The sequence below is a fragment of the Roseateles sp. P5_B10 genome (assembly GCF_056400485.1).
Genome location: NZ_JBFULE010000298.1, coordinates 1 through 5,994, shown reverse-complemented (window position 1 = coordinate 5,994; position 5,994 = coordinate 1). Strand labels below are relative to the sequence as shown.

6 protein-coding genes are annotated in these 5,994 nt (G+C 63.3%); all 6 read right to left on the bottom strand.

Translation table 11 applies throughout. From position 1 onward, the window contains the following. Positions 1 to 975, bottom strand: a 975-nt coding sequence (locus AC1DU6_RS17430; protein WP_477858571.1) for a hypothetical protein, incomplete at its 3' end; no start/stop codon positions are given. 6 nt (positions 976 to 981) lie between these two features. Further along, positions 982 to 2,196, bottom strand: a complete 1,215-nt coding sequence (locus AC1DU6_RS17425; RefSeq protein WP_157282113.1) for a glycosyltransferase family 4 protein — start codon at positions 2,194 to 2,196, stop codon at positions 982 to 984. Between the two features lie 11 nt (positions 2,197 to 2,207). Next, positions 2,208 to 3,344, bottom strand: coding sequence for a glycosyltransferase family 4 protein (locus AC1DU6_RS17420; protein ID WP_162247866.1), 1,137 nt, complete (start codon positions 3,342 to 3,344; stop codon positions 2,208 to 2,210). Then, a complete protein-coding gene (locus AC1DU6_RS17415) occupies positions 3,341 to 4,594 on the bottom strand; it encodes a lipopolysaccharide biosynthesis protein (RefSeq protein WP_056204117.1) in 1,254 nt (417 codons plus the stop codon). Before AC1DU6_RS17415 ends, AC1DU6_RS17420 begins: the two co-directional genes overlap by 4 nt. Before the next feature lie 91 nt (positions 4,595 to 4,685). Then, positions 4,686 to 5,393 carry an exosortase-associated protein EpsI, B-type gene (epsI, locus tag AC1DU6_RS17410; protein WP_082533011.1) on the bottom strand — a complete coding sequence of 236 codons (708 nt, stop codon included), beginning with the start codon at positions 5,391 to 5,393 and terminating at the stop codon, positions 4,686 to 4,688. A gap of 4 nt (positions 5,394 to 5,397) precedes the next feature. Then, positions 5,398 to 5,994, bottom strand: a 597-nt coding sequence (gene xrt, locus AC1DU6_RS17405; protein WP_477858567.1) for an exosortase, incomplete at its 5' end; no start/stop codon positions are given.

Genomic DNA, 5,994 nt, shown 5'->3' with positions numbered 1-5,994 from the left:
GAGTCGAGCGTCGAGCGATTTGGCCGACACCAAATACCTAAAATCCCTGAGTGCATCGACGTTCATGATGAACGCTTCGATCACATACCGCAGGAAGAACACGCCAACTCCAGCCACCATTAAAACAATGGGCAACCACACCGGAAACAACGATGCACGGTTGACCTTTGACCGCAAGTATCCCCATATTGTGAGAAGCGAAACCGCTACCGCGGTCAGATAGACCGCTCTGGTTAGCGTGGCGATGCAGCCAGCGAGAAGAACGAGCCCGACAAGTCGCCAAGCAAGCCGTTTGGAGAATGCCGGCGCGAGAAGTGATCTGTAAAGACAGATCACCAGGGGAATACACAAAAATATACCCAGGTCGTCTGCATGCGAGAAAAATGCGGAGCCCCTGACGCGCCCTCCCGTCGTCGCATTAATGGAATTGACGGAAGCAGTGATGTAATAGCCGAACGAGAAAAGATTTTTAGTAACTGCCTGCGCCACCCCAATTGCTGCCATAACGACACCAAAAGCGACCAAATACATCGTCAGTGGTCCCGATTTCACCGAGCCAGAAACTATTGGCGAGACCGCGAAAAACATCAGATAGAAGAAATACACGTGAAAGGACARGAGTATCCCCACCACGGGCAATGACTGCGTGTTTGCGTTCACCATTGCTGCCAGCAATAGAAAAGCGGCGAACAGCCACGTGGCCGCAATAATGTCTGGCGCGCCGATCGCCATCTCGCGACCGCGATTCAGCAGGCGCAGCGAGAACATCGCCAGCACCAGCAGCGTGAGCAGCGTGACGGAGGGCGTCGGTGCATGCAGCCGCTTGAAGAGATAGTCCCAGGCGCCGCCCATCAGTGTCACGGTCCAGATGCCAACGAAGAGGATCCCTCCGACGCTCAGGAAGAGGTTGCCGGTGGACGCTGGCTGACGCGTGGAAGCGCCCGGCGTTTTCAGCGAAGCTGCAATGAAACCCATAGGTCCTTACCCCCGGTGCTGCACGGTTTCGTACAGGTCGATGTACTCGCTGACCACGCGCTCTGGCCTGAAGGTGGCCGCCAGCGCCAGAGCCGTCCTGCTGATCGCCTCGTAGCGGTCAGCGTCGTCGTAGGCGGCCTGGAGCTGAACAGCCAGGCCATCCGCTGCATGGATGTCGAACAACCAGCCCGTTTCTCCGGGCTTGACGAGCTCACCGCTGCCGCCGGTTGCGGAGGCGATGACGGGTACGCCGTGGGCGAACGCCTCGAACAGAACCCGCGACAAGGGCTCGGCCCACAACGATGGCACCACACAAACATCGACCTGCTTGAAGAACTCGGGCTGCGGCACGACACCCAGGAACTTGACCGGCAAGCCCTCAGCCAAGGCCCTTAGATGAGCGGTGTAGCTCGGTTCTCCTTCTCCGGCAATCACCAGTTCGACGGCATGGCCCTGCCAAGGGCCGCGAACGAGGCCGGCAAAGGTCTTGAGCAGCATCTCGACGCCTTTGTGCGCCGTCAAGGTGCCAATGAAGCCCACCACGAAGGGGCGCCCGTCGCGCCTGGGATGGCGCCGCGCATCGATGGGCTGATCGGTGCGGTAGCCGTTGTAGATGACGGAGTGCCGCGCCTGCGGGAACGCGCCTTCCTCGAGGTGACGGTCCAGCGTGTAGCGGCTGTTGCCCACGACGGCCGTCACCTGCCGGGTCGCGGCAATCTTGTTGGCCGAAAGCAGCTTGCACTGGAAGCAGCGATCGGTGCCGCAGGGTTGGCCGCCGCGAAAGAAGCCGTAGTTGGCGCAAAGGAGGGCGTAGTCCCTCAGCGTGTGCACGATGGGAATGCGCCTGCGCGACGCGGCGCCCCAGACCGATACCGACAGCCAGGCGAGGTTGTTGGTGTGGACGACGTCGGGGCGGAATGCGTCAAGTGCCTCGTCGGCATGGCGCAAGCTGCCCGCGGTGTAGGTGTTGTGGAGGTGGAAGGCGGCTTTGCGCAAGCCCGATGGCAGGCTGGCGGGCAGCCGCCGCGCAATGTTGGCCGAGGGGCGGCGGAAAACGCGCACCTGCCCCACGCGTTCGGTCTCGGCCGCCGGTTCGCCCGTGGCCAGCACGGCCACTTCATGCCCGTCGGCGGTCAAGGCATCCGCCAGGATCTTCAGCGACCGCTCGGCGCCGCCGACCTGGTCAGGGAAGTAAAAGGAATTCACCATCAACACACGCACGTCAGCCCCTCCTACAAATCGGCATAAGTGAGGTCAGCGCACCGTTGCCAGCTGAACTCGCGGGCGCGCGCCACGCACGCGCCGGCAAGCTGGCCGGCGGCGTTGGCGTCGAGCATGGCGAGCAGCTGTGCTGCGATGTCGGCGGTGTCGCCGGGTTTCGCGAGGAAACCGGTGACGCGGTCCTGAACGACTTCGGGCACCGCATGGGCGGCGGTGCTGACGGTGGGCAGGCCCTGGAACGCCGCCTCCAGAAACACGAGGCCGAAGCCTTCGACGCGCTCTTGATCCGGCTCTGCGGCCAACAGGAAGGCGCGGCTCTCGGCATACGCGGCCCGCACGATGGCGTCGGGCTGCGCGCCAGCGAAGGTCGCGCGAACGCCCAGGCGCTTGGCCTCGGACTGGAGATGCGTCGCGTAAACGGGGTCGACGGGCCGTCCGATGGCCAGGTAGCAGATTGTCTGGCGCTGGCCTGGCGGCAGTTGGGCGATAGCCTGCAGCGCCCGGAGATGGCCCTTGCGCGGGTCGAGCCGCGCCACGGTCAGGACGATGCGGTCTCCCTCGGTCGCCCCGCACAGCCGCCTGACTTGCGCGCGCTCTTCGGCGCTGGCCGGCTCAGCCCAGTACTCCGCCACGCCGAGGGGCGTAACCCGGCGCTCGACGGATGCGGGCGGCGCGAGTTCCCGCTCGACGAGCGAGAGCGTGAACGCACTGTTGGCGCACACGCGGTCCAGGCGATGGACGGCCTGACGAGCCCTCAACCATCTCGCCGAACGAGACCGCCCGAGGACGATGGCGTCCGTGCCGTGGAAGGTCATGACGGTCTTCACCGCACGGGGCACGCCGCTCCACGGCAACGCCAGCAGCAGGGGCCAGTCGGCGACGTGGACGACGTCATAAGTCCGCTGCCTCAGTTGCCGCCGCAATGCACGAATGACGGTGAGCAGCGTCCGGTTCGAATACACGTCGCCAGGAAATCTGAACACCCCAGCGTCGTCCTGCGACGGCGCTGTAGCACTTCTCGCAAAATCAGGCGCCAGTACATCGACGCGGTGCCCGCGGGCCAATGCGGCGCTTCGCACCTCGGCACAATACCGACCAATACCTCCGGGGTACGGCGGATATTCATGCGTGGCGATCAGGATATTCAACGCGACTCCTTCTGGCGACGGTAAAGGGTGATAACGAGGGCGGCGATGATGACCGCGAGCAACAGTTCGCTCGCCAGGCATGTGAGGGCGGCACCCGGCGCCCTGAATTGCGGTATCACGACCAATGCCGTCGCAAGATAGAAAACGACGACGACAAACTGGGCCACCATCCGGTAGCGCTGGTACCCCGCGCCGGACAAGGCGTCAGACAAGGTGTAGTGAACAGCCTGGATCACAGGCAGCACCGCCAGCCATTTGATCAAGGGGATGGCCTTCGCATAGCCCGCGCCAAAAACAAGAGGCAAATAATCAGCGCCCAGGACCAACACGGCGGCGACTCCCAACGAGTAAGGCAAAGCGAACGTGAGCACCCGCCGCGACAAGGCCAGCGCCTGTGCAATTCCGCCTTGCCCTTGCCGGAAGAACCTGCCCGCCGCCGCGTCGAGCATGGCGCGCACCGGCATGAACGACATCGCCGCGACCCGGTAGGCCGCCGCATAGGTTCCCACGTCGGCGGCGGTGCCGAAACGCGCCAGAACGAGTTTGTCCGCATCGGTGTAGATGGCCTTGGCCAGCGTGCCGAGCGAGAAATCGGTGCCATGCCCGAGGTCTTTGCCGATCGCCTTCCAGTCGACGGACAGGCCGCCCGCCGCGCGGGCCATGAACCAGATCAGCGCCGCGGCGAACATGATCGAGAACGCCAGGAACAACGAGGCCCACACCAGTGCCGTGACGCGGTCGGAAACGATGATCGCGACGAGAACGCTGGCCACGCGCGCACAGGATGTCGCCACGTTGATCACTGAGGCGCGCCCCTGCTGCTCCAGGGCACTGAACAATTGAGCCGCTGTGACAGCGGTTCGCATGAAAACCAGTTCGCCCAGCAGGACGATCAGGGCAACGCCGAAGGCGACCGGCGTGGACGAGATCATCACCACCGCAGCAGCCCCAATGGCCGCGCCTGCAGACCCGGTGACCAGTTGGACGCTCAACGCATTGCCGAGCGCAACCGGTGCGTGTTGCGCTTCCCGCGCGACGCGCATCAGCATCACGGAGCCATAACCCAACCCCGCCAGCGGCAACAACAGCGAGGCGGCGGAATTGATGGTGGCCAATGTGCCGTACTCAGCAGCACCCAGGCTGCGCGCCAGCAGCGCGAAGTTGATCGCCTGCAGCACGACCACAGCCAGGCTGCCGCCCAGCATCTTGCTGGCGGCACGTTGGAGGCTGGTTTTGGTGTCGCTCGACATGAGTGGTGATCAAAAGTTAGGCGCAGGGCTACATCAACACCGCCCGAAGCCGGCGAGCAAGATTCAGACCTGTGATTGCCGTTCGACGCCGCTACGCGTTGAACGCGACACTGCCGAGCAACACCGATCGGTGCTGTTTCGGAATGCCTCTCAAGAGGGCGTTGACGAAAATGTCCTGCAGCTGGTACGCCGCGCTCGTGTCGCCTGAAATCATGGACACCCTGAACAGCAGACCGTCGGGGATCTTCCCGTTCAACCCGTAGGCCAGGCGGGCCCGGTTCTGCTCGAACCAGCCCCTGACCACGTCATCCCCGATGCGCATCCAGTAGGTGATGGGTTCGACGCGGCTGCCGAGCTGGCCAATCAGTCGCATCACGGGCAGCGACGAATCCCCCACATGCATGACGTCGGGATGCAATTGGCTGACCCTGAATCCCTGGGCCGCATAACAAACCTCTGGCTTGTGGAGCTGCAATGCGCGCGACTGGTTGGCTCCATAGGCCAGCGACAACATGATCCGTTCGCCGGCACGGTTGACGTAGGTGCGCGAGAGGATCTTGTCGTAGATCGCATTGAGCGTGTTGGCGACATCCGCCGCCACCTCCAGCGGCACGATGCTTCGATCCAGCGTCCAGCCCTCAAAAGCTTGCGGGATGATCCGGTCAAGATCCGGCATCTGATCGGGCCGCGTGATCGTCGGCTTGGGCTGGAGCAGCTCGCCCGCCACGGCGGCGCCGGTCATGAGCCCCGCGGCCAGCACTGCCCGGCGGCGCAAAGGGAGAGGGGATCGCTGGTTCATGAGCTCAACCCAATTCAGTGTGCGCCCGGGTGGCCGGCACGAATTTCCCGATCAGCTTGTCGACGACCAGCATCAGGAAGAGTGCCACCATGAAGAGGACCATCCCCGCGAAACCGTGGACAAACCCCTGGCCCGCTTCATCCCCGAAATGGTAGGTGATCAACACCAGGATGATGACCCGAACGATATTCGCGCAGAACGACACCGGAATGAGGACCGACGCGAGCAAGACGTTCCGAAGCGGTGACGTGTAGCCCATCAGATTCATGTACAGCAGCCCCAGCGCTTCGAGCGTGAACATGGAATTCAAACCGGCACAGGCATCGGCCACCAGCAGTTGATAAGGGCCGACCGACAAGATCACGCCACTGCGCGCGATCGGGTAGCCGGCCATGTGCATGATGGATTCCGCGACATRGGAAACTGCCGCCTTGAGAGGCGTGGTGACCACCTGCACGAGCACGCTGGGCAAGGGCACCATGAACAGCATGAACAACAGCGGAAACGCCAATACTCGCAGGCCTGCCGACCCCTTCATCAAGTGACAGACCGCGGCGAGCACGAAGATCTGAGACAACACTTCGAAGCTATCGAGCTGCTG